The following is a 23794-nucleotide window of genomic DNA, read 5'->3' on the forward strand; positions in this document are numbered from 1 at the left end:
TATAAAAAATCTATCTTATTTTATTTAAAATTATCTTTATTATGAAATCGTTAGAGTTAAAAGAAATGGAGAAATTAAAAGGAATGCTAAAATGTTCAGATAAAGAAGGTTTTATTTACGGAGCAATGGCATCTGGATTATTACTTGCTCCAGTAACAATGGGAGGAAGTTTCCTTATGACTGCAGGAGCATTTGTAATGTCTCAAGTTAGTGCTGCTTATGCTATTTATTCAATAATGTAATATATGATAAAGCTTAGAATTATATATATTTTTTTATCTGTTATTTCTTTAGTAGGTACTTGCCTTCTAATGATGAATTTGCTAGAATGTATATTTATATCTCCTTTTTATAAAATTATTATATATAGCCCCTTGTGCATTTAGGAAAAAAAATAAAAAAAGATTGTTCATTCGACTAAAAAGTCGTATATTTAATTAGTTATCAATTGATTAAATACATGAACAATCTTATACAAAACTACAAAATTATTTTGAAAGAACTGAAAGAAACTTGCAAAAATATTCCTACTAAAAAGCAAATCCGAAAACCGAAGTTGTCTGATATGGAATTAGTGGCACTGAATATTACCGCGGAATATATGTCAATAAACTCTGAACTTCAGCTATTTAGATGCATCGCTGGAACAGAATTAGACAGCAAAATAGAAAGAAGCGTTTACAACAAAAGAAAACGAAAACTTTTTTCATACATCGAAAAAATAAGGAAGACCCTAAGTGAAAAATTCTCAGATTTTACCGATGTTTTTATCGTAGATTCAACCCCTATTGAAATTTGTAAAGTGAGTAGAGCCCATCGTTCCGCCATCTGCTCCACCGATGAAATACACCCCTCATTTGGGTATTGTGCTGCCAAAAAATCAAAGTATTTTGGGTACAAACTTCATGCGGTTTGCGACAAAAATGACATCTTTCATTCCTTTGATTTTACACCTGCTAATGTCCATGATATCAACTACCTGAAAGACATCAAAGAAGACTTTAAAAACTGTGAGTTAATCGGGGATAGAGGCTATATCAGCAAGGAAATTCAACTGGATTTATTTAACTGTTCTAACATCAATTTATCCGTTCCGATGCGGAAAAACCAGCATGATTTTGTAGCGTTTCCAAAAGTCAAATCAAGAATTAGAAAACGTATTGAGACGAATTTTTCCCAGCTGTGCGGACAGTTTTTAATGGGCATCAACTTAGCCAAAACTTTTCAGGGATTCATTACAAGAATACTGTCAAAAATCACTTCTTTTACCATGATTCAGTATCTCAATTTTTTCGTATTCAAGAGAGATTTGAACAAAATTAAAGTGAATTTGTGCTAAATGCACAACGGGGTTATTTAAATACGAGCTAATACCTTTATGCAAGGGGCTTGCAGTAGGTTCGGAACGTGTTGCAGGTGGTTGTATAACCTATTACAGGTGGTTCGGAACGTGTTGTAGGCGGTTGTATAACCTATTGCAGTAGGTTCGGAACGTATATCATAGTGGTTTAGAACGTATATCATAGTGGTTCAGAACGTATATGATAGTGGTTTAGAACGTATAAGTGGTTCAGAACGTATATGATAGTGGTTTAGAACGTATATGATAGTGTTTTAGAACGTATATGATAGTGGTTTAGAACGTATATGATAGTGGTTTAGAACGTATATGATAGTGGTTCAAAACATAGATGAAGTGAGGGTTTTAGATAAATGATGGCTTAAATTTACTCCCCATAGCTTGCAACATAACTTAGGCTAAGCATAAGAAAAAAGGGACTCCCCTCGTGGAAAGCCCCTTTTTTAGGTTTTTGAGATTAGCGTTTCATTAGATTTTTAAATTGAAAATTTCTACCTAGGCGAATAAAATATTTTTCAAAATAGGTGTAAACAATATAGCTGATAAATAGCGTACTTAGTATGCATAGGGAGAGCCTTAAAGGGACACTCATTTTGAACAGATGATTGCTGATGCCGCCATAAAAAGCCCAAACTAAGGGGTGTAATAGGTATACGGAATAGCTTGCTTCGCCCAATAATTTTAGTGGGTTGTGGAAGATGCCAGGGAGCTTAATTCTAAGCTTGAAGAAGCATAGGCAAATTATAATGCTTATTAGTGAGAAAATAAGTCTATTTTCACCAGTTACGATGCTGATTTTATCGGCTTCGGTTGTTGGGTAAAAGATGAATAAAGCAACTGAGACCCCAAGGAGCAAGAGGGTGAGAGCGTTTTTCATTTCCACCTTTCTAAATAATAGGCCTATGAAGAATCCCGCTAGGAATAGTAAAACTTGATTCAGCGGATTTATATAGATAGCCCATTGTGAGCCTAAATCCTGATGAGCATCTAGCCCCACAAAGGCAAAATATAGGAATAATGCTAGGAGCGTGAGAGAGAGTAGCCCCATTAGCCATTTGTATTTTTTGGAGAATAAAATAAAGAATGGAAAAAAGGCATAAAAAACTAATTCATTTCCGATAGACCAAACGCCGGCAGAGAAGTAGGCCGTCCATTTAACAAAGCCAAAAAGCCCTGAAAGGTTTAAAAATAAATCAAATAAATTTGGGATTTTGCGAGAGAGGATAATTGAGCAGATGGTTACAAACCATAGTAGCGGAAAGATTCTGAAGACTCGCTTTTTGAAAAATGAAATTAAATCCTCCTTTTTAAAATTCATTTTATCATAATAGACATAAAATAGCGTTAAGCCACTGAGTACATAAAAAATGCCTACACCATAAATGCCTAGCCTGCCCATAAAAGTTGTTGCGCTTAAATCACCCTTAGTCCAAGATAAGTAGTGATACAGCATAATGCCAAAGGCACATAGGCCTCTTAAATAATCTAGGTTATAGAGCCTTGTGTTTTGTGTTCTGTGTTCTGTGTTCTGTGTTCTGTGTTCTTCATAAATGACCAATTTACAATTAAAAAAAACACGCTCAAAATGATTTTCAAGCGTGTTTTTTACAAGTTTATAACAACACGATAGGTTGGTTACTTTTTACCACTTTACCAATTTCGTAAGCTTCTTCGCCCAAAGATTTCAAGGTTTTGATAACGGCTTCGGCTTGGTCTGGCGAAACGGCAAGTACCATTCCCACACCCATGTTGAAGGTTCCAAACATTTCGTCTTCTGCGATGTTGGCTCTCTTTTGTAATTCTTGCATGATGGCAGGCACCTTAATGCTTGATTTTTGAATTTCTACGCCTAAACCTTTAGGCAAAATTCTCGGTACATTTTCAATTAATCCACCACCTGTGATATGTGCAATCCCGTTGATGGGGTGCTGTGCAAGCAGTGCGCTGATGGTGGCACCGTAGAGCTTAGTGGGGATTAAAATGCTGATAAAAACTGGCTTTTGCCACTTTGGCTTTTGCTATGATTTCGTTGATTCCCGTGGCATTATAGCCTTGCTGATGAAATAATGCGGTGGCAACATCGAGTATCCGTTCCTTGGGTTTCATATTCGGTATTTTGGGCAAATATAAAACATTTTTTAACAAACAGACCAGTCTGTCTATATTTTTTTATCATTAAAGAAGGATTGAGGCGATGATGAGAAGTATTTTTTTACCATCTTTGGTCATTTTTGATTAAAAACCAACGAAAAAAGCCTTGATTTTGGATTGATTGACGAGAAAGTGAAGTTTTTTCTATACATTTGTAAAGCATTTCTTTTTAGGGAAAATTGAGGGTTGGAAAAACGCCAAATAAATATAAAAAAAGAAAGCTCTTGGCGATAATAAGAAGATATGGCTAATGAAATAAATAAAATAATTGAAAACAGTGATTATAGAAATCTCTTAAAAGAAATTTCATATAGAGCAAATATTGAGTTAGAAACGTATATCAATACTCAAATAATAAACATTGCTCAAAAGAAAGTTAATTCATCTGCATTACCCCCAGAGATGTTGTCGGAACTACTATTATCTGAAAAAGAACATATTTTAAATTATTCAGTAGAAATATTAAATACATTTAAAAACATCGAATTAGAGGAGGAATATCCCACAGGAGAAGAAATTGAGGAAACTCAGGAGGACAGAGAAGTAGAAACTCTATCAATAATATCCTTAATAGGTTTCTTGATTGAATATTACTTTTTATCAAAAAACGATATAAATTCATTAGACAAATATTTAAATAAAATTAGATCTCCTAACAGGAAAAAATATATAAAACAGTTGCAAGAAATTTACGAAAAAGCCATAAATAAAGTATAAACTCGTTGTATATTATTGCCCCCCACCCCCATTCCTAAAAACTTTTTCTATACTTAAGAGTATGATAAAATAATGATATGATAAAATAATGATATGATAAACGATATAGTATCCTACAGGCAAACACCCCGTCACTTCATGCCACCCCTCTTTAAAAAAGAGGGGAATTATTTACAACTTCACGCATAATTCCTCTCCATTCGGAGAGTCTCGCAGGCAATAATTACCCTTTGAAAGAAGCAGAGGGAAAATTCCCCTCCATTCGGAGGGGTGTCCGAAGGGCGGGGTGGGTTTTAAATCATTAAATCTTTTAATTTTTAAATCTTAAATTTGGAATTTTAAATGCCCTTTGGGCGAAATTTTGAATTATGAAATCCATATACTTCCGCACCGAACAACCTCAAGACCATTCCACTGTATTTCAGTTGATTGAAGCTGCCTTTCAGCACGAACCTCATAGCGACCATCGTGAGCAATTTTTAGTAGAAAGATTGCGAAAATCAACGGCATTCGTTCCAGAATTATCTATTGTGGCAGAGGAAAACGGACACATCGTCGGCTATATTTTACTGACCAAAATCCAAATTCAATCCCAAAAAAACACCACGGAAGCCTTAGCCTTAGCCCCCATTGCTGTATTGCCCAGCGAGCAAGGAAAAGGCATTGGCAGTCAGTTGATACAGTTTGCCCACCATCGAGCGAAGGAATTGGGTTTTAGCGCAATCATCTTATTAGGACACGCCGATTATTACCCCAAATTCGGATACCAAAAAGCCTCAAAATTCGGTATCCAACTCCCCTTTGAAGTCCCTGATGAAAATGCCATGGCGATAGAACTTATCCCCAACAGCCTCCAAGAAGTCAGCGGTACGGTAGTCTATCCGCAAGCGTTTTGGGAGTAATTTCATATATTTTACAAATGTAAATTTCTAAAATAACTATTTAATAATCAGAATATTAAATTATATCTCTCCGATTTCAAACTCCGCTATTTCATCTATTTTAGGATAATGTTTTCCAATGTAGAATAGCCCTGTAGCATCAATTTCTTTCCAAGCTTTTTTAGCACTACAGTCGCCTATTTCTACAATATAAGGGATAAAATCAATCTCCTCGCCACCATTATATTTTTCCTTATACTGCACAGCAATATCCACCATGCAAGGCTCTTGGGTATTGATTGATAGATTCCTGTAAATCAGGTCGTAGTGTGTGGTTTGGTTCATTGGAATATTAAAATAAGCCTCATATGATGCCGTACCACCTTTGAGCTTAGCCATTGCTAAAAGTGCAGAATAAAGCGCTTGGGTATAATATTGCCGCGTTTGCTGGCGATAGTAATCATCAGGAAAATGTCCGCCTTCAAAAAGAATAGTCGGAATACCTAATTTCATCAAATTATCCCCCACAGCTGTTGGATAAAATTCATCCGTATAACGCCCTATATGGTGCGGAATTTCATACTCTAAACCCTTATAAATCATGGTAATAACTGCCATACTCTTCTTTCTATTCTCTGTCATTTCTCGCTCTTCATTTTCGGAAGGCGCTAAGAAAGATAAAGTGGCGGGCGTATTGCCATCGGTGGTAAAAATAGTCCTTTGATCGTGAAGATTTAAAGCATAATCATATGGCTTTTTTTGAATAAATTCTTGCAATATTCTCATTTCTTGAGACGATTTTTTAAGAAAATCTCTATTAACATCTATGCCAACAGCATTTCTACGCTCCCAAACTAAAGCCCCATCAGGGTTGAGCATCAGGATAAAATCCAAACTTATTTTTTTCCACAAAAGCTCTCCCAAATCAGGAGAAGCCTCCATGGTAGCCAATAAGTCCAACATGGCGAGAGTGGCAGTTGATTCGTTGCCGTGCATTTGGCTCCATGCTGCCACTTTTATCGCGCCAGTTCCAATGGATAATTGATAAATCGGCTGACCTAAAACTGACGTTCCAATCGGTGTTATTATAGAAGCGTAGCGCTCCTGTAGAAAATCAAACAATTTTTGAGGAGAAATATAGCGATTGGGGAAGTTTACATTTCTAACATACGGAAATTCCATCTTTTTAAGTCTAAAAATTACTTGACAAAGATAATGCTATTTTTTCAAAAATAATGTTTCACTTTTGTAAAAACCATTAAACACACAAAATGACAAAATGTCTGTTAATAAAATTGTGGATTAAATTTAATTCAAATTAAAATCATAATTATATGAAAAACAACATTTTATAAATTTTAAATAAAGTAATTATTAAAATATACTTTAAGTATTAAATCCTTGTATTTTCCCCATCTGTACACAAATTCATTAAACATAAAACCCTTGTGGAAAACGCTAAAATATGTGGACTATAACAATTGTAAAGTGTTAGAAAAAATAATTTTGTATCTTTGCGATATGACAAACGAGACCCTATTTTTAATCAGTTTTTTAGTATTTATAGGCTTTATATTGGCTTTAGATTTAGGACTAATCAATAAGAAAAAAAACAGCAATACCATTTCTTTGAAACAAGCCACCTTGATGAGTTTTTTTGTGGTTTGCCTTTCCATGGTATTTTATTTTATCCTCCTCACTTTTGGACATTATTTACATGGGATTGATAGTATGGAAAAGCTGCAATCCGTGATTGATAAGCACCATCATCCCATAAAAATAATCCCTAACGATTTAGAAAACAGTATCTTACTCTATAATCAAAACTTAGGCTTGGAGTACCTTACAGGTTATGTGGTAGAGTACGCACTTTCGGTGGATAATATTTTTGTCATCGTATTGATATTCAGTGCTTTTGGAGTAGAAAAAAAGAATTATCATCGGGTGTTATTCTGGGGAATATTAGGCGCTGTGGTCATGCGTTTTCTGTTTATTTTCATCGGTGCAGCGTTGATTGAAAAGTTTGATTGGATTATGTATATTTTCGGGGCTTTCTTGGTATTTACAGGTATTAGAATGTTTGTGAATAAAGAAGAAGATGAAACCATAGATCCTGAAAATCATACAATTGTGAAATTAGCGAACCGTTATTTTAAAGTTCATAATCAGTTTGTTGGAAATCGTTTTTTTGTGACCATCAATGGCGTTCGGAAAATGACTCCGCTCTTTTTAGTGTTGATTATTATAGAAGCCACAGACCTTATTTTTGCTGTAGATAGCATTCCTGCGATATTTTCGGTCACCAAAGACCCTTATATTGTCTTTTTCTCTAACATTTTCGCGATTATAGGCTTGCGTTCTATGTTCTTCCTATTGGCAGGTGTTATCGATAAATTTAAATACCTTAAAACAGGATTGGCGGTGCTCCTGACCTTTATCGGAGCTAAAATGCTATTCCATCATCAGTTGGAAGAAATAGGTTTCTCCACCACTTATTCCCTTATTATTATTGTGAGTATTTTGGCGGTGAGTATCTTAGCTTCTTTATTGGCACCAGTGGTTAAAAACAGAAAAAAATCACGCTCACAAAACTAATTTTCACAATATTAAAAATATTATATTATATTGGTAATCAGTTAGGTTAAGTTTTAATTTTACATTGGTAACTTTTTCAAATCGCTTAGTTTTTACATTTGTATTTCTTTGATTGCTTTTTTTGTTTTACTTTTGTAACCCATAGAATATAACATTTGTAAAATCTCATAGCGATGAATCTTAATGATAGAATTTCGGAAATCATCAAATACTCAGAACTGACCGCCTCTGATTTTGCTGATGAAATAGATGTGCAGCGTTCCAGCATTTCTCATATTACTTCGGGGCGGAATAAGCCCTCTTTAGATTTTATCGTTAAAATCAAAAATAGATTTCCTGAAATTGCTTGGGATTGGCTCATCAATGGCGAAGGTGAAATGCTGATTTCTCAAAATACCGATACAAAAACGGAAGAATCAACCACAGAAACGGAAGAACCATCTTCTTCTCCCCTATTAGATTTGTTTAGTTTGCCTCACGAAGAAGCGGCGCCCACCAAACCGACCTCAGAAAATCATAATCCGCGAGAATCGTTTATACCGACCGAGAATCAAGAAGCAAACGAAATAACGCCTTCTCAGCCATTAGAGAATTTTCCTGTTAATTTTCAAAATCAAGACCGTAACAAAAAGATTAAACGGGTGATTATATTTTTTGAAAATGGAAAATTTGAAAGTTATGAGCTATAAAAAATGCTGAATTTTTAAAAATTCAGCATTTAGATGTATTAAAGTTTATTTTATTGATTGAGTAATATGGCAACTTCTTTGGCAGCATAGGTGAATATCATATCTGCCCCTGCCCTTTTAAAACAAGTTAAGCTCTCCAACAGCACTTGGTCATTGTCTAACCAACCGTTCTGAGCCGCAGCTTTGAGCATTGCATACTCGCCGCTCACCTGATACACCGCAATAGGCAAATCAATCAAATTCCTAATTTTTGACACAATGTCTAAATACGGCATCCCTGGCTTTATCATAATAATATCCGCGCCTTCTTCTACATCTTTTAACACTTCGTTGATGGCTTCTCGGCTGTTGTGAAAGTCCATTTGATAAGTTTTTTTATCCTTAGGAATATCGTTTTGAGCCTTGGGCGCGCTGTCTAAAGCACTTCTAAAAGGACCATAGAAAGCACTCGCATATTTAGCCGCATAAGATAAAATCCCGACATTATAAAAGCCGTTTTCCTCCAAACCTTCTCTAATGGCGAGAACTCTCCCATCCATCATATCACTCGGAGCGAGGATATCGGCACCCGCTTCGGCTTGAGAAATAGACATCTTGACCAACGCCTCCACCGTGGCATCATTATCCACTTGTCCATTGGTGATAATGCCGTCGTGACCGTAGATAGAGTAAGGATCCAGCGCTACATCTGGCATCACGACCATCTCTGGCACTGCCGATTTAATCGCTCTAATGGTTTGCTGCATCAGCCCATCTGGATTCCACGCTTCTGTTCCTTTGTTATCTTTAAGATTTTCAGGAACTTTCATATAAATATTAACGGCTTTCACGCCTAAATCAAATAATTCTTGACACTCGGCAACCGTTAAATCAATGCTTCTGCGGTAGATTCCAGGCATAGAAGCGATGGCTTCCTCCTTATTTTCTCCTGCCATAACGAACATCGGCATCACGAAATCTGCGGTGCTCAGGTGGCTCTCACGCACTAATCTTCTAACACTTTCGGTGGTTCTTAATCTTCGGTTTCTGGAATATATTAGCATAGGTTGGTTTTAAATTGATTTTTAGACTGCAAATTTAACAAGACTTTAAGATAAAAAAGTATTGTATAATGATTTTATTTTTAATACTTTTGTGTATTGGTAAATATTGTAAGTGTATGAGAGCATTTTTATTCTTGATAATCATGGGTTTTTCCTTTCTGATGGGCGGTTCTATGAAAGCACAATCTTATACAAATGCGAATGGATTTCAGCAAAAATCTGATGATGGTGTGTTGGTCGCTTACCCTAACCCTGCGAAGGATTTTATCATTTTGAAAACCAAAAATCCACAAATTAAAATTAAAGCAGTGACTTTTTACTCCATTATTGGTGTGGAAGTGATGGGCGTAAACCTCAACGCTTCTTATTCCGAAGTGAGGTTAGATCGCTTAAAACCAGGTAAATACCTCCTCAAATATACCCTAAGTGATAATACTCAAAAGGTAACTCAGATTATAAAACAGTAGTTATCAACGCTTTATACACGCTCTAATTCATCAGGGGAAATTTGAGTTTTGAACAAACCATAATTCACCGTTACCTTATTTTTGGAAATAGACTCTATGGTACCCACGCTGGTGCTGCCCATAATCCGCACGCGCTGACCTTCTTTAAGCCAAACGGCTCTTTCTTTTTGTCTTTTTTCCTCTAATTTTTCGTTGGTTTCGGCTATTTTTTCCTTGACTTCTTGCTTTTTAAGTTGCTGATTGACTTTTCTACGAATCACTTGCAGGCGCTTGGATTCATCTTTATCGGCACCTAATTTTCTGTACTTTTCTTGCTCTAAAATTTTCACAAACTCTCGCACCAAATCCTTTCTTGAACGCCCATTCACATAGGAGTTGATGAAATGCTCTATCTTATTCCCAAACTGCAATTTGCGGTGCTCTTCCTCGTATAATTTCTGGAAATTAAATAGTTTTTGTTCCAATTGTTCATTCAATTTTTGGAGGTTTTCGCGCTTGTCCTCCACCGATTCTCGTTGCTCTGTGAGGTTGGATTTTAATTTTTCCACTTCAAATTTTTCTTGCTGAAGTTTCACTATCGTTTTATCCAAATTCACCACATCTTTTTCTACCTTTTGCCTTGCATTTTTAATGATAAACCGAGGGATTTTATTCTTCTCCGCCACCTCAAAAGTAAACGAACTCCCCGCCTGCCCCACTTCTAATTTATACAACGGCTCTAAGGAATTTTCATCAAAAAGCATAGCGGCATTGGTGGCACTCGGCAGTTGCTCCACCACCAGTTTGATATTGGTATAATGCGTGGTGATAATGGCAAACGATTTTTTATCATAAAAAAACTCCAAAAAGCTCTCCGCCAAAGCACCGCCCAATTCTGGATCTGAACCTGTCCCAAATTCATCGATTAAAAGTAAAGTTTGTGCATTGGCTTCTTTAATGATGTGCGACATTTTTTTCAAGCGAGAAGAGTAGGTAGAAAGGTGATTTTCAATAGATTGATTATCACCAATATCCGTCATTATGCGTTCAAAGAAAAACATCTCCGACTTGGGATGCACAGGCACTAAAATCCCTGATTGAAGCATCACTTGCAGTAGCCCCACGGTTTTTAACGTAATGGATTTCCCACCCGCATTGGGCCCCGAAATACAAATAATCCGATTGTGCTCCGTAAGGGTCAGATTTTGAGGGAAAATCTTCTTATTTTCTGCCGTATTTTGTAGCCACAGCAAAGGGTGATAAGCCTCCCTAAGGCGCAGCGTTTGGTGCGGATTGATTTTTGGCAACACACCGTGGATTTTCTCCGCAAATTTGGCTTTGGCACGCGTGAGGTCTAAATCAAAAATATAAGTTTGGTAGGTTTTTAAATGGGGCTGATATTCAGCAATTTCCAAAGTGAGTTTTCTTAAAATACGGTCTATTTCTTTCTTCTCTTCCTCGGTATTTTCTCTGAGTTTAAAATAGTGCTTTACCACCGTTTCGGGTTGTATATAAGTGATAGAACCTGTTTTAGAAACGCCCAAAGTACGCCCCTGCACACGCTTTTTAAAGCCAGATTTTACCGCTAAAACCCTTTGGTCATCAATAATCGTTTCCCTAATTTCATCTAAAAAATCGCTCTGGGCATATTGGCTAAGAGCACGGTTGAAATTCTCATCTATGGCTCTCCGTGATTTTTGGATTTCGGCACGAAGTTCTTTTAACACTGCCGAAGCATCAGACTTGACCTCCCCAAACCGATTGAAAACGGCATCTATTTTTTCTATAATTTCTTTATGAAAAGTTAAGGCTTGTACCGCCGATAACAGCTCTGGAAACAAGTCCGAATATTGTGGGAAAAACTTCTGCAAGCGCCCTATTTGCTCCGTTATTTGCTTTATTTTGATGAAAGAAGCACTGTCTAAACGGTAGTTTTCAATTTTCATCAGTTTGAGTTCCAGCTCTATATCCTCATACTCGTTGAAGGGGATGGCGTTTTCACTCTCAAAACTTGAAAGAAATTCGGAGACTTTTTTTAATGAAAGTTCGGCTTCTTCTTTTTCTAAAGGTTTGATGAGGGCTATGTGCTCCGCTATTTTCGTGGAGTAGGCATAAGGCGAAATCTCCGCTAACAACTGCGGAAATTCTAATTCTTCTAAACTGTCTTTGGTAATTTGCACCCTGCAAAAATACGGAATTTTTTATTTCTTAAAAATAGGCTTCTAAAACCATTCTATCACTACCAAATAGCCATTGAGCGCTACAATAATTACCGTGATTAAAATAGCCGCATAGCGGATCAATCCACGGTTCACGAAGGTTCCCATTTTCAGTTTATTGTTTGTAAAGACCACCAACGGCACCACAGCAAAACTCAGCTGTAATGATAAAATCACTTGGCTGATAATCAACAAATCAGCGACGCCATGCTCGCCATACATTATGGCAACCACCATGGCAGGAACTACCGCTATCAGCCTTGTAATCAGTCTTCTGAGCCAAGGTTTCAGTTTGATATTTAAAAAACCTTCCATCACTATTTGTCCTGATAATGTGCCTGTTAGCGTAGAGTTTTGCCCCGATGCCAAGAGCGCAATCGCGAATACAATGCTCGCTAAACTGGTGCCCAAAATAGGCGTTAGCAAGCGGTAAGCATCGGTAATATCTGCCACATCTTGATAACCCGTATGGTGGAAAGTGGCTGCCGCTACTATTAAAATGGCTGCATTGATAAAAAACGCAATCATCAAAGATAAATTACTGTCAATGGTGGCAAATTTTATCGCTTCGCGTTTGCCTTCTTCCGTTCTTTTATAATTTCTGGTTTGCACAATGCTACTATGCAAATACAGGTTATGAGGCATCACCGTAGCGCCCAAAATCCCAATGGCGATATACAGCATATTCGGGTTAGAAATGATGTCTTTCCGCGGCACCAATCCTTCTAATATAGGGAACCACGCAGGGTGGCTGATGATAATTTCATAAAAAAAGCAACCAAAAATAAGGAATATTAAACCGCCAACCACGGCTTCTAACCACCTAAAACCTCGGGATTGAAGCAATAATATAATGAATACATCTACCGTAGTGATCGCAATGCCCCACGGCAAAGGGATACCAAACAATAAATTGAGCGCCACCGCAGAGCCTATGACTTCGGCTAAATCCGTGGCGGCTATAGCCACCTCCGCCATTACCCACAGCAAAAATCCGACAGGCGCAGAGTAACTGTCTCGGCAGGCTTGCGCTAAATCTCGCTCAGCTACGATGCCCAACTTAAGCGCTAAATGCTGAAGGAGCATCGCAAAAAGGTTAGAAATTAAAATCACCGAAAGGAGCACATAGCCAAACTGAGCGCCCCCTGCGATGCCCGTTGCCCAATTACCAGGGTCCATATAGCCCACCGCCACCATAAGCCCAGGACCTACATAGGCGAATAATTTCCGCCAAAAGCCAGCGCGCTCTGGGACATTCACACTTGAAAAAGATTCCGATAAAGACCGACTGAGATTCTCTCTACGCCAATCTTTGGGGCTTAGTTTCTGCCTTAATTTTTTCAATATTTCTCGCTATTTGGATTATGGCTCACAAAATTAAGCATTTCTTTACGACTACCCAAAATTAAAAAGCCTCAAAAAAAGCCTTTCTCCAAGGCGTGCCATCCTGCTGCCACACTTAGAATTTGACAATCAAACCTCGGTATGATTATAATATGGTGAGGTTTTAAAAAAAAATTGTAATTTAGCCCCCCTCATTTTAACTTAATTTAATAAAATCAATTTTTGTGAAAAGTTATAGTATTATTAAGGTGGCACCTGCATTTCTTTTGGCGGGTGCGATGATGCAAGCTCAACAAAAAGACTCTACCAACAGAGTAAAAGACATTGAGCAAGTGGTATTGGTAGGTTACGGTAGCAAAAAGAAATCTGACCTTACAGGGTCTGTTACCGCTATTTCTGCCAAAAATTTTAACGGAGGTGTGGTGTCTTCACCAGAACAACTGATACAAGGTAAAGCGGCAGGGGTGCAGATTACGACCAATGGTGGTGCGCCAGGAAGCGGTTCTGTGATCAGAATTAGAGGTGCGGCTTCCCTCAATGCCTCTAACGACCCTCTTATCGTGATTGATGGAATGCCTTTGGACAACGGCGGCATTAATGGTGCGGCTAATCCTTTAGCACTCATCAACCCTAATGATATAGAGTCTTTTAACATCTTAAAAGATGCCTCTGCAACGGCAATCTACGGGAATAGAGCCAGCAACGGGGTGATCATCATCACCACTAAAAAAGGGACTAAAGGGCGATTAAAAGTGGGCTATAATGCCACCACTTCGGTTTCTGAAAAATTTGGAACGGTTAATGTGCTTGATGCCAAAGAATACCGCCAACTCTTCACCGAAAAATTCCCTAACGATACCCATCTTTTAGGACAAAGCAACACTAATTGGCAAGAGGCCATCTATCAACTGGCGCCAGGCTTTGATAACAACCTTTCACTCTCTGGAGGTTTAGGGAAAGTGCCTTTTAGACTTTCTTTGGGGTACCTCAACCAAGATGGTATCCTGAAAACCAACCATATTGAAAGAAGCACCGTTGGGCTCAACCTCAACCCTAAATTATTCAATAACCATTTGGATATCAACTTTAATGTAAAAGGGACTTATGTAGAAAATCGTTTTGCTAATAGTGAAGCCATTGGAGATGCTGTAGCCTTTGACCCTACGCAACCTATCTATAACCCTAATGATACCCGATTTGGTGGTTATTGGGAATGGCTGGACGCTTCAAACCAACCGAATACTATAGCGCCACAAAACCCAGTATCTACGCTCTACCAACGCAAAGATATTTCTTATGTGAGAAGGGTTTTAGGAAATGTTCAGTTTGATTATAAATTCCACTTCTTACCAGAGTTGAGAGCCAACTTAAATTTAGGTTTAGACTACGCCGACTCTAACGGTAGTGTGACCAACTTGCCAACATTAGCACAGAATTATACCGAAAAAGGAAATTATAAACACTACACCCAAGAGAAAAAGAATCAGCTTTTAGAGTTCTACCTCAGCTATGCTAAAAAACTACCGAGCATAGATTCTAATTTTGATATTATGGCTGGGTATTCTTACCAAAAATGGAATGAAAGTTCGCCATTTTCTCCAGTCATTAACGGTCTTGGCATTGCTTCGCCAGCGTCAGGAGTAGATTTTTACACTCAAAATATTCTTCTTTCTTACTATGGAAGACTCAACTACACATTCAAAAACCGATATTTATTAACCGCTTCTATCCGTAGAGATGGCTCTTCTCGTTTCAGCGAAAACAACCGTTGGGGCTACTTCCCATCTGTTTCCTTAGCGTGGAGAATAGATCAAGAAGATTTCTTAAAAGGAGACGCTTCTATCTCTACCTTAAAGCTGAGAGGAGGCTGGGGTAAAACAGGTCAGCAAGATTTAGGCACCAACAATTACCCTTATTTAGCCGTGTATAACGCGTCTAACAGTGGGGCGATGTACCAATTTGGAAACTCTTTCTACACGCTGCTCCGTCCTAATGGCTATGATGGCGACATCCGCTGGGAAACCACTACAACCTCTAATATTGGTTTAGATTTCGGTTTATTAAAAGACAAAATACTCTTTACCATAGATGCTTATAAGCGTAAAACTTCAGATTTGTTAAGCGTGGTGCCAGTGCCTGCGGGATCTAATTACACCAACTTGCTCCTGACCAATGTGGGCGATATGGAATCCAAAGGTTTAGAAGTAGGGGCTACCATTAAGGCTTTCAACCGTGAAAACTTTACTTGGGATATTACCGCTAATGCCACTTGGCAAGATGCGAAAATCACAGTGCTTTCTGTAACCCAAAATCCTAATCAGCTGGTATTAACAGGTGGCATCCAAGGGATCACAGGTGGAAATGTCCAAGTACAGTCCATCGGCTATGCGCCTAACTCCTTCTATGTTTTGGAACAAAAATATGATGCTGCTGGCAATCCGTTAGAAGGTCAGTATGTGGATAGAAACGGAGATGGCAATATCAACGAGCAAGATTTATATCAATACCACTCGCCGATGCCAAAAGCGCTATTTGGGCTATCTTCCAGAATGACTTATAAAAACTGGGATATGGGCTTTGCACTAAGAGCCAGCGTGGGGAACTATGTTTATAATAATATGAACTCACAATATGGTGCCCTTGCTGAAATGAAAAACCCAAATGGCTTTAATACCAACCTAACGAAGAGCTACCTCGATTCTAAATTTGAGAAAAACCAGTATTTTTCGGATTATTATGTAGAAGATGCTTCATTCTTGAGAATGGACAACATCAATATAGGTTATAACTTCCCTCAGTTTATTGGCAATGCCAGATTGAGAGTCAACGCTTCTGTGAGCAATGTGTTTGTGATTACCAAATACAGCGGTATAGACCCAGAAGTGTTTAACGGTATAGATAGTAATTTCTACCAAAGACCACGCGTTTATTCCGTAGGATTTAATGTTCAGTTCTAATCTTTAAACTTTAAACAATTATGAATTCTAAATATTTAAAAATAGGCATTGCAGCCCTTGCCCTCCAAATGGGCTTAACCTCTTGCGAAAGAGACCTCAGCGAAGTCCACAGTAGCAACACTTCCTCTGTGGTGATTTATCAAGATTTCAGCAATTATAAAGGCATTTTAGCCAAATGTTACGCTGGCTTAGCCCTCTCTGGACAAGAAGGTGGTGATGGCAATGCGGATATCGGTGGTGGTGATGGTGGTACCTTCAACTACTTAAGACAATATTTCCAGCTTCAAGAATTACCAACCGATGAGGCCATCATTGCTTGGGGCGATGCCAACCTCCCTGACCTCCACAATATGACTTGGGGTGCGGACAACCCATTCACCATGGCGATGTACTATCGTATTTTATACCAAGTAGGTATAGCCAACGAGTTTATTAGAGAAACAACAGATGAGAAATTAGCCTCTCGGAACATCACTGGCGCCCAAGCCGAAGAAGCCCGAGAATATAGAAGTGAAGCCCGCTTCCTTAGAGCGTTGAGCTATTACCACGCTATAGATATGTTCGGGAATGTGCCGTTTTTAGATGAAAACTCTCCCGTAGGCATTACGCCGCCGCCAAGAATAGAAAGAAAAGATTTATTTACCTTTTTAGAAAAAGAGCTTAAAGATTTAGAAAATCAGCTCAAAGCCCCTCGTACTAATGAATATGGTAGAGCTGACCGCGCTGCCGTTTGGATGCTCCTCGCCAAACTTTACCTTAATGCCGAAGTTTATACAGGACAAGCACACTATACCGAAGCGGCAGATTATGCCAAAAAAGTAATTGATGCAGGCTATAGCCTCAAACCAAAATACGAAGAGCTCTTCTTAGCGGACAATAATTTAGACAATAACGAGGTAATTTTCTCTATCAACTTTGATGGACTCCACTCCCAAACTTGGGGCGGCACCACTTACATCATCCACGCGGCTATTGGCGGCAGTATGCCCGCTGCAGACTTCGGGGTTAATGGTGGCTGGGGCGGTCTTAGAACCACTAAAAATTTGGTACAAAAATTCCCAGATGCTCACGGTAACCAAGACATCAGAGGACGTTTCTTCACCAATGGACAGAGCTATGAAATTGATAATATTTCCAATTTCACCGATGGCTATCCACTCATCAAATTCAAAAATGTAACCCGAGCGGGCGTAGCGGGTAAAGATCCATCGCTTAACTTTGTAGATACCGACTTCCCTCTATTCCGCTTGGCAGATGCGTATTTAATGTACGCCGAAGCCGTTCTTAGAGGTGGTAATGGTAACCTTACAGAAGCCCTTGGCTATGTGAATAAACTTAGAGAAAGAGCCTATGGCAATACCTCTGGGAACATCCAAGCCTCGGCGCTTACTTTAAACTTCATCTTAGATGAAAGAGCCAGAGAATTGGCGTGGGAAGGCAGCCGTAGAACAGATTTAATTCGTTTTGGTCAATTCACTTCTGACAATTATGTATGGCCTTGGAAAGGGGGCGTAAAAGATGGAAAAGCCGTAGAAAACTTTAGAACGCTCTACCCTATTCCTTCTAAAGACTTGATTGCCAACCCTAATTTAATTCAAAATCCTGGCTACTAAAAATAGCCGACTTTCATATAAAAGTGTTATGGCTTAGCGACACTTTTATTATTTTTAACCCATAAAAATTTAATTTTATGATGACTAAAAAAAATATAGCCGCAGCACTACTCTCATTATCAATGGGGTACCTATCTGCGCAAACTTTAAAATCGCCAGACGGAAAGTTTGAAATGCAGTTTTCCCTCAAAAATGGCGTACCTTATTACAACCTTAGTTATAATGGCGAAAAGGTTTTAGAAGACTCCAAATTAGGTTTCCAAATTTATAAAGAAACCACCTATAACCTTAAGGATATCACCAACCAAGAGAGCTTAGACCTCAGCTCTGGCTTTACCAAAGTAGATGAAAAAAGGGATTCTAAAAACGAAAATTGGACACCCGTTTTAGGTGAAAAAAAACAATACAACAACCATTATAACGAGTTAGCCGTTACCCTAAACAACCAAGCACAGAACAGAAATATCGTTGTTAAATTTCGTTTATTTAATGATGGTTTAGGCTTTAGATACGAGTTTCCGCAGCAGAAAGACCTCAATTATTTCATCATCAAAGAAGAGCTCACCGAGTTTGACTTCCCTACCGATATGAAAGCGTGGTGGATCGCTGGTGATTATGACACCGAGGAATACCTCTACCAAACCACCAAAGTTTCGGAAATCCCTGCCAAATGGGCAAATGCCGTGGAGCAAAATGTGTCCCAAACGCCTATTAAAAATGCAGTACAATCGCCGCTGATGCTCAAAAGGGAAAACAAAAAACCGCTCTACATCAACATTGCAGAAGCTGCCGTAATAGACTACCCTGCCTCTAATTTAGATGTAGATGCTCAGAAATACAAATTTACCATCCACCTTACCCCAGATGCTCAGGGTGCTAAAGGTTACATCCAAACCTCTGCCGTGAGCCCATGGCGTACTTTGATTATCTCGCCAAAAGCAGAAGAAGTTTTGGACTCTAAGATGATTTTCAACCTCAATGAGCCCACCCAATACAAAGACACTTCTTGGATTAAACCCACCAAATATATGGGCGTATGGTGGGAAATGATTATCGGAAAATCGCAGTGGGCATACTCTACCGCGGACAATGTGAAAATTGGGGAAACCGACTTTTCTAAACTCACCCCTAACGGCAAACACGCTGCCAATAACGAAAAAGTAAAACAGTATATTGACTTTGCCGCCAAACACGGTTTTGATGCTGTTCTTATCGAGGGCTGGAATATCGGTTGGGAAGATTGGTTCGGAAAATCTAAAGAATTCGTTTTTGATTTCATTACGCCTTATCCAGATTTTGACCTTAAAATGCTCAACGATTATGCCCACAAAAAAGGCATCAATCTGATGATGCACCACGAGACCTCTGGCTCTGCCGTTAATTATGAAAACTGGGCAGATCAAGCCTTCAAATTGATGAATCAATATGGTTACCCATCGGTGAAAACAGGCTATGTGGGGAATATTATTCCGCGTGGAGAGCACCATTATAGCCAATGGATGATCAACCACTACACCCGCATTGCTGAAAAAGCAGAAAAATACAAAGTGATGGTTAACTCCCACGAATCAGTGAGACCTTCTGGGCTTAACAGAACTTACCCAAACTGGATTGCTGCCGAAGCTGCCCGAGGCACGGAATACGAAGTTTTTGGTGGCAACACTCCTGAACACCAGACCATTCTGCCATTCACAAGGTTTATGGGAGGGCCTATGGACTATACGCCAGGGATTTTCCAGACCAAAATAGATTACTACTTCCCTGGGGATAAGCGTTTTGTAAAAACCACCCTTGCCAAGCAATTGGCGCTTTATGTGGTGATGTATTCTCCACTGCAAATGGCGGCAGATTTACCTGAAAATTACGAAAAACACTTAGATGCCTTCCAATTCATTAAAGATGTGGCGGCAGATTGGGATGATACCAAAATCTTGGCGGCAGAACCTGGCGACTATATCCACACGGCAAGAAAAGCCAAAGGCAAAGACGAGTGGTATGTTGGCGGGATTACTGATGAAAACCCTCGTGAGTTTACCGTAGATTTATCCTTCCTCCCTAAAGGGAAAAAATATGAAGCCACCATCTATGAAGATGCCAAAGATGCCGATTATATCAACAATCCGCAAGCGTATCATATTTACAAAAAAACAGTCAATAGCCAATCTAAAATCCCTGTGAAATTAGTGAGAAGCGGTGGCTATGCTATTTCTATAAAGCCTGTAAAATAAGGCAATACCATTTTTTCATTTGAAAAGAAGAGTCATTTTGCATCGCCAAAGTGGCTCTTTTGTTTCAAGGAATACACTCGCCCGAAAGCATAGCGCTGGATATTGCCCAACTCACGGTTTTATCTTACCTTTGCATTTATAATTTTTTCATTGATGAAAGTTTCTGCCCCCGTTAAAGGATTTATTTTTTCCGTGCTTGCCGTCATCTTGGCATTCGCTGTATATTATTTATTTTTAGCCAAAAAAAATACCTATTTGGTGGACAACCCTACGCCACAAACTTATTATTTTAAAATTAACCAAGGCGAGGAGCAAATTATCGCTGGCGGACAGTCTGTTAAGGTCAATCTGAACCAAGGGAAAAATGATATTGCGGTATTTGATGCCAATAAAACCCCCCTCTACGACTCCACTTTCCAAGTGAATAAAAGTAGAGGTTTGCTCAATATTGCCCATCAGGATTATTACATCAACAGACAGTACTACGGCTATATTCCGAACAAAGACTCGCTCTTGCTCTCCCACGGTAAAACTATTATTGATGGTAAAGCCTACTGGGGTGATGTGACCAAACGAAACCAACTTTTCATTGATGATTTTTATTACAACCTTGATGAAGATTATGATGCGGTGGTGAAAAACATCCAAAAAGTAGAATCTCGGACTAAAATTTTTAGAAAACAAGATTTCATCAATTATCATCAGAATTATTATCAATTTTAACATTTTTAAACCCTTTTCTTTTGAAAACAGAAGTAAAACCTTATAATACAGGCGCTAATAAGAAAACCGAAGTAGAGGATATGTTTGATAACATTGCTCCTAAATATGATTTTCTCAATCGCGTGCTTTCCTTAAAAATAGACCTCATTTGGCGAAAAAACTTGGTCAATTGGCTTAAAAAAGACCAACCTCAGACCATTTTAGATGTTGCCACAGGCACGGGAGACCTCGCTATTGCGATAGAAAAAGGTACCAAAGCCCATATTGTAGGCTTAGACCTTTCTCAACAAATGCTGAATGTAGGGATAGAAAAAGTGAAAAAACTCAACCTCTCTGAGCAAATTAAAATGATCAAAGGCGATGCGGAAAACCTCCCTTTTGAGGGCAACCGTTTTGATGCCGTTACCTCGGCTTTTGGGGTAAGAAATTTTGAGAATTTAGAAAAAGGATTGTCAGAATTGAGGCGTGTGGTTAAGGAAAACCATTCGGTGTATATTTTGGAATTTTCTAAAGTTGAAGGCATTTTGGGACCGCTCTATATGTTTTATTTCAAATATATTTTGCCACAGATTGGCAAACTGGTTTCTAAAGACAGCCGTGCTTATACCTACCTTCCAGACTCTGTAAACGCCTTCCCTTACGGCGAAAAAATGAAGAATATATTGCTCAATGTAGGCTTTAAAACCGTAGAATACAAAAAACAAAGTTTGGGCATTGCCACCATCTACAAAGCCACAAAATAAATGAGCAAAAATTCTGTTATATCATTATAAATATCAATCCTGATGAAAAAGACACTCGCTTTTTTAGCACTCAATATCGCCCTTTTGGCTTCGGCACAGTTTAGAACCAAAGACCGCGTGGACCATTTGGAAGGCGCTGATGAGAGAACCTTCAGCTATGGCTTTTTTCTCAATGCGAGCCAGAATGATTACAAAATGGTGCTCAACCCTCAATACGGAACCGATCAAAATAAAAATTTGGTCACCTCTAAACCCACTTATAGCTTTGGGGCAGGGCTCATTGGGCGGATGAGAATCAACCCTAATTTTGATTTGAGGTTAGAGCCTGGGATGCAATTTATCGAGAGGGATTTGTATTTTGATACCCAAGTGAATGATCATTTTGCGACCACAGCACAGCCACCTTTTACACCAAAACCCCTCACCGAAGAGGACAAAGTAAGAAAAATAAAAGCCACCACCATAGACATTCCGCTCCTTTTGGAATTTCATATAGACCGCTGGTACAACTCCCGACCTTATGCCGCGGCTGGGGTCAATTGGTTGGTTAATTTACAATCTAATGCTGGCGTGGAAGAGGATAATGCCAATGGCACCTTCCGAAGCACCACCCATAATTTTGGCTATTCTGCGGAAATAGGCATCCAGTTTTATTTTGGTCGCTTTAAACTCACCCCTGCCTTCCGAGGGACTTTCACGATGAATAACGAACTGGTCAGTGATAATAAGGGTACGCCGCCTTATTGGGCTTCTGCGCTGAACACCATCCAAGGCAGAAGTTTTATGTTTATCCTTAAATTTGAATAAAAATAACATACAAAAATCAACTATAAACACTCTATGAGTGTTTTTTTATTCTAAAAACCGATTATATTTATGATAAAGAATTTCATTTTCATTATAGCTGTATTTTTCATTTTTGAATTTTATATCTTTCAAGCGGTTAAAAATCTGACCACCAGCCCAATTTTAAAAACCCTCTATTGGGTGCTTACCCTCAGTGTTTATGGGCTTTTAGCCTACGAAATGCTGAGCTTCAACGCTGCCGACCGCTCCACACGGCGATTACAGATCATCCTCAGCGTGTTTTTAATTTTCCTTTTGCCTAAAATCCTCATTCTAATCTCTTTACTCATCAATGATAGCATTCGGTTGGTAGAATGGGGCGCTCGTTATGCTACGGGCAGCACCACGCACCTCCCAGAGCGGCGGACTTTCATTTCTGCATTGGGTATTGGCTTAGCTGGGCTCCTCTCTTTAGCCGTTACCGATGGAATTATTTTCGGTAAATACAGACACCGAGCCAGACGCGTAAAGTTGAAACTCAAAAACCTCCCTGAAGCCTTTAAAGGTTATAGAATTGTACAAATTTCCGATATCCATAGTGGGAGTTTTGCCCACCCTGAAAAGTTACAAAGCGCCATAGACCTAATCAACCAACAGAAGCCTGATTTAGCGCTTTTTACAGGCGATATGGTCAATAATTATGCAGAAGAATTTGAGCCTTTCGTGGATTTATTTGCACAAATTAAAGCCAAAGATGGTAAATTTTCGGTTTTAGGTAACCACGACTACGGCGATTATGGGCAGTGGAATTCCACAGAGGAAAAAGCACAGAACATTCCAAACTTAATCCAACTGCAAGCGAAAGCGGGCTTTGAAATGCTCAGAAATGAACACCGTATTATTGAAAGAAACCAACAGAAGCTCTACATTATAGGCGTAGAAAACTGGGGTGAAAAGCCATTTCCTCAATATGGTGATTTGGATAAAGCCACCCAAGGCGTACCCACCGAAGCTACAAAAATTCTGATGAGCCACGACCCTACCCACTTTGATTATGTGGTGAAACATCACCCCAAAGACATACAACTGACCTTGTCAGGGCACACACACGGGATGCAATTTGGGATAGATTTGAAAAATGTACGCTGGTCACCAGTGCAATACCGCTACGCCAAATGGGCAGATTTATACGAGAGTTTAGGCAAATACCTCTATGTTAACCGTGGTTTTGGCGTTATTGGCTATCCTGGCAGGGTCGGCATCAACCCAGAAATTACCGTGATAGAGCTGGTTTAAGGC

Annotated in this window: 20 protein-coding genes and 1 pseudogene; 14 read left to right on the forward strand and 7 right to left on the reverse strand. The window is 38.9% G+C overall.

Annotated features, from left to right (window positions below; translation table 11 throughout):
- The first annotated feature begins 41 nt into the window (after positions 1–41).
- Both NYR17_RS06335 and NYR17_RS06340 read left to right on the forward strand, forming a co-directional pair.
- Positions 42–242: a hypothetical protein gene (locus NYR17_RS06335; RefSeq protein WP_302504885.1), complete on the forward strand. Its 201-nt coding sequence runs from the start codon at positions 42–44 to the stop codon at positions 240–242.
- A gap of 218 nt (positions 243–460) precedes the next feature.
- Entirely contained in the window at positions 461–1339 is an 879-nt protein-coding gene (locus NYR17_RS06340) for an IS982 family transposase (RefSeq protein ID WP_302504886.1), read from the forward strand.
- Between the two features lie 478 nt (positions 1340–1817).
- Here NYR17_RS06340 and NYR17_RS06345 read toward each other — a convergent pair whose 3' ends face one another.
- The 3 genes and pseudogenes from NYR17_RS06345 to NYR17_RS06355 form a co-directional block, all read right to left on the reverse strand.
- Positions 1818–2918 (reverse strand): acyltransferase family protein, encoded by a 1101-nt coding sequence (locus tag NYR17_RS06345; protein WP_302504887.1) that lies wholly within the window; start codon positions 2916–2918, stop codon positions 1818–1820.
- A 55-nt stretch (positions 2919–2973) separates the two neighbouring features.
- Positions 2974–3348, reverse strand: coding sequence for an AIR synthase-related protein (locus tag NYR17_RS06350; protein WP_367997968.1), 375 nt, complete (start codon positions 3346–3348; stop codon positions 2974–2976).
- Positions 3338–3466, reverse strand: a pseudogene (locus NYR17_RS06355) (TetR/AcrR family transcriptional regulator); the annotation flags it as partial. The pseudogene NYR17_RS06355 and the gene NYR17_RS06350, both read right to left, overlap by 11 nt.
- A 288-nt stretch (positions 3467–3754) precedes the next feature.
- Between NYR17_RS06355 and NYR17_RS06360 the strand changes: the two are divergent.
- Positions 3755–4228 carry a hypothetical protein gene (locus NYR17_RS06360; RefSeq protein ID WP_302504888.1) on the forward strand — a complete coding sequence of 158 codons (474 nt, stop codon included), beginning with the start codon at positions 3755–3757 and terminating at the stop codon, positions 4226–4228.
- A 368-nt stretch (positions 4229–4596) separates the two neighbouring features.
- On the forward strand, positions 4597–5130 hold the full coding sequence (locus tag NYR17_RS06365) for a GNAT family N-acetyltransferase (RefSeq protein WP_302504889.1): 534 nt from the start codon (positions 4597–4599) through the stop codon (positions 5128–5130).
- A 60-nt stretch (positions 5131–5190) separates the two neighbouring features.
- On the opposite strand, the gene NYR17_RS06370 is transcribed toward NYR17_RS06365, so the two are convergent.
- Positions 5191–6291, reverse strand: coding sequence for a M14 family zinc carboxypeptidase (locus tag NYR17_RS06370; RefSeq protein ID WP_302504890.1), 1101 nt, complete (start codon positions 6289–6291; stop codon positions 5191–5193).
- Positions 6292–6630: 339 nt separating this feature from the next.
- On the opposite strand from NYR17_RS06370, the gene NYR17_RS06375 reads away from it, so the two are divergent.
- Complete coding sequence (locus NYR17_RS06375; RefSeq protein ID WP_302504891.1) at positions 6631–7704, forward strand: TerC/Alx family metal homeostasis membrane protein; 1074 nt, start codon at positions 6631–6633, stop codon at positions 7702–7704.
- A 173-nt stretch (positions 7705–7877) separates the two neighbouring features.
- Positions 7878–8393, forward strand: coding sequence for a helix-turn-helix domain-containing protein (locus tag NYR17_RS06380; RefSeq protein WP_302504892.1), 516 nt, complete (start codon positions 7878–7880; stop codon positions 8391–8393).
- A 50-nt stretch (positions 8394–8443) separates the two neighbouring features.
- On the opposite strand, the gene hemB is transcribed toward NYR17_RS06380, so the two are convergent.
- Positions 8444–9436: a porphobilinogen synthase gene (gene hemB / locus NYR17_RS06385; RefSeq protein WP_302504893.1), complete on the reverse strand. Its 993-nt coding sequence runs from the start codon at positions 9434–9436 to the stop codon at positions 8444–8446.
- A 116-nt stretch (positions 9437–9552) separates the two neighbouring features.
- On the opposite strand from hemB, the gene NYR17_RS06390 reads away from it, so the two are divergent.
- The gene (locus NYR17_RS06390; RefSeq protein ID WP_302504894.1) at positions 9553–9903 is read left to right on the forward strand and encodes a T9SS type A sorting domain-containing protein; all 351 of its coding nucleotides are present in this window, start codon (positions 9553–9555) and stop codon (positions 9901–9903) included.
- A gap of 11 nt (positions 9904–9914) precedes the next feature.
- On the opposite strand, the gene NYR17_RS06395 is transcribed toward NYR17_RS06390, so the two are convergent.
- Both NYR17_RS06395 and NYR17_RS06400 read right to left on the reverse strand, forming a co-directional pair.
- Positions 9915–12062, reverse strand: a complete 2148-nt coding sequence (locus tag NYR17_RS06395; RefSeq protein ID WP_302504895.1) for an endonuclease MutS2 — start codon at positions 12060–12062, stop codon at positions 9915–9917.
- Positions 12063–12104: 42 nt separating this feature from the next.
- A complete protein-coding gene (locus NYR17_RS06400; RefSeq protein WP_302504896.1) occupies positions 12105–13445 on the reverse strand; it encodes an Nramp family divalent metal transporter in 1341 nt (446 codons plus the stop codon).
- Positions 13446–13669: 224 nt separating this feature from the next.
- Here NYR17_RS06400 and NYR17_RS06405 point away from each other — a divergent pair, with 224 nt between their 5' ends.
- From NYR17_RS06405 to NYR17_RS06435, 7 genes are all read left to right on the forward strand, one after another.
- Positions 13670–16402: a SusC/RagA family TonB-linked outer membrane protein gene (locus NYR17_RS06405; RefSeq protein ID WP_302504897.1), complete on the forward strand. Its 2733-nt coding sequence runs from the start codon at positions 13670–13672 to the stop codon at positions 16400–16402.
- Between the two features lie 20 nt (positions 16403–16422).
- On the forward strand, positions 16423–18015 hold the full coding sequence (locus tag NYR17_RS06410; protein WP_302504898.1) for a RagB/SusD family nutrient uptake outer membrane protein: 1593 nt from the start codon (positions 16423–16425) through the stop codon (positions 18013–18015).
- Positions 18016–18095: 80 nt separating this feature from the next.
- The gene (locus NYR17_RS06415) at positions 18096–20243 is read left to right on the forward strand and encodes a glycoside hydrolase family 97 protein (RefSeq protein ID WP_302507029.1); all 2148 of its coding nucleotides are present in this window, start codon (positions 18096–18098) and stop codon (positions 20241–20243) included.
- Between the two features lie 153 nt (positions 20244–20396).
- A complete protein-coding gene (locus tag NYR17_RS06420) occupies positions 20397–20966 on the forward strand; it encodes a hypothetical protein (RefSeq protein ID WP_302504899.1) in 570 nt (189 codons plus the stop codon).
- A gap of 20 nt (positions 20967–20986) precedes the next feature.
- A complete protein-coding gene (gene ubiE, locus NYR17_RS06425) occupies positions 20987–21709 on the forward strand; it encodes a bifunctional demethylmenaquinone methyltransferase/2-methoxy-6-polyprenyl-1,4-benzoquinol methylase UbiE (RefSeq protein WP_302504900.1) in 723 nt (240 codons plus the stop codon).
- Between the two features lie 42 nt (positions 21710–21751).
- Positions 21752–22516 (forward strand): porin family protein, encoded by a 765-nt coding sequence (locus NYR17_RS06430; protein ID WP_302504901.1) that lies wholly within the window; start codon positions 21752–21754, stop codon positions 22514–22516.
- A gap of 69 nt (positions 22517–22585) precedes the next feature.
- Positions 22586–23791 carry a metallophosphoesterase gene (locus NYR17_RS06435; RefSeq protein ID WP_302504902.1) on the forward strand — a complete coding sequence of 402 codons (1206 nt, stop codon included), beginning with the start codon at positions 22586–22588 and terminating at the stop codon, positions 23789–23791.
- The last annotated feature ends 3 nt before the right edge of the window (positions 23792–23794 follow it).

Source organism: Riemerella columbina, assembly GCF_030517065.1.
GTDB classification, from domain to species: Bacteria; Bacteroidota; Bacteroidia; order Flavobacteriales; family Weeksellaceae; genus Riemerella; species Riemerella columbina_A.